We start from the raw sequence: 1,231 nt of genomic DNA on the forward strand, positions 1-1,231 counted from the left end.
TGAATCGCCCCGGGTTCTCTAGACACCTTGCAAGCTCATTGCGTGACGCTTTTCAAACTCTATCGGTGACAGCTGATTGTTGAAACCATGTCGACGTTTTGAGTTGTAGAACATTTCGATGTAATCGAACACATCGCTACGAGCATCTTCACGTCTGGTGTAAATTTTTCGCTTGATCCGTTCACGTTTCAGAAGCTGGAAAAAGCTCTCGGCCACGGCGTTGTCATGACAGTTGCCTCGACGACTCATGCTGGCAACCAAATTGTTTGCCTTCAAAAAGCTGCGCCAATCGGAGCTGCTGTACTGGCTACCTTGGTCGGAATGAACCATCACCTCTTGCTTCGGTTTACGCCTCCAAACCGCCATCAACAAAGCATCAATAGCTAAATCACTGGTCATCTGCGACTTCATTGACCAGCCAACGACTTGACGAGAAAACAGATCCAGCACCACCGCCAAATACAACCAGCCTTCATACGTACGAATGTAGGTGATGTCGGTGACCCAAACCTTGTTGGGTTCCACGACATCGAACTGGCGCTTCAGCAAATTGGGTGAGGCGACCGCTGGCTTACCGCCGTACTTTCCAGGACGGCGTCGATAACCTGTCTGAGAACGCAGGCCTTCAAGACGCATCAGCCTCGCCACACGATGACGACCACAATCCTCACCGACCTCGCGCAGATCGTCATGGATTTTACGATAGCCATAAACGCCTCCGCTCTCCAACCATGAATGCTTGATCAAACCCAGCAGTCGCTGGTCGTCTTTAGCGCGTGCAGATTGCGGCTCAGACAACCAGGCGTAATAACCGCTGGGATGGACTTTCAGCGTCAGGCATAGCCGTCGAATGGAATAGTCGCCGGCTCGCTGCTTGATAAAGGCGTACTTCAACCGCACTCCTTGGCAAAGTACGCGGCGGCCTTTTTTAAGATGTCTCGCTCTTCAGTGACGCGCTTGAGCTCCGCTCGCAGACGACGTAGTTCAGCGTGCTGATCATCATCCTGCCGCCGTTCTTCTTGAGGTTTGCTGTAGCGCTTTATCCAGGCATAGAGACTATGCGTCGACACGCCGAGACGGGCCGCCACATCAGCGACAGGCAGCTTCTTTTCGGTCACTTGATTGACCGCTTGGATTTTGAATTCTTCGGGGTAACGCGGGTTGCTCATGGCACCTCCTAATTGGCCTCAGTTTAAGGCATGGAGGTGTCTACGAAACCCGGGGCGATTCA

General features: G+C 52.5%; 1 protein-coding gene. It reads right to left on the reverse strand.

Annotated features, from left to right (window positions below; all coding sequences use genetic code 11):
• Positions 1 to 18: 18 nt before the first annotated feature.
• Positions 19 to 1,169 (reverse strand): IS3 family transposase gene (locus M2400_RS33375; RefSeq protein ID WP_122487344.1). Its coding sequence is split into 2 segments (ribosomal slippage): positions 19 to 935 and positions 935 to 1,169, totalling 1,152 coding nucleotides; the frame shifts between segments, so codons are not numbered across the junction.
• Positions 1,170 to 1,231: the final 62 nt, after the last annotated feature.

It is taken from the genome of Pseudomonas sp. BIGb0558 (assembly GCF_024807515.1).
GTDB classification, from domain to species: domain Bacteria; phylum Pseudomonadota; class Gammaproteobacteria; order Pseudomonadales; family Pseudomonadaceae; genus Aquipseudomonas; species Aquipseudomonas yamanorum_A.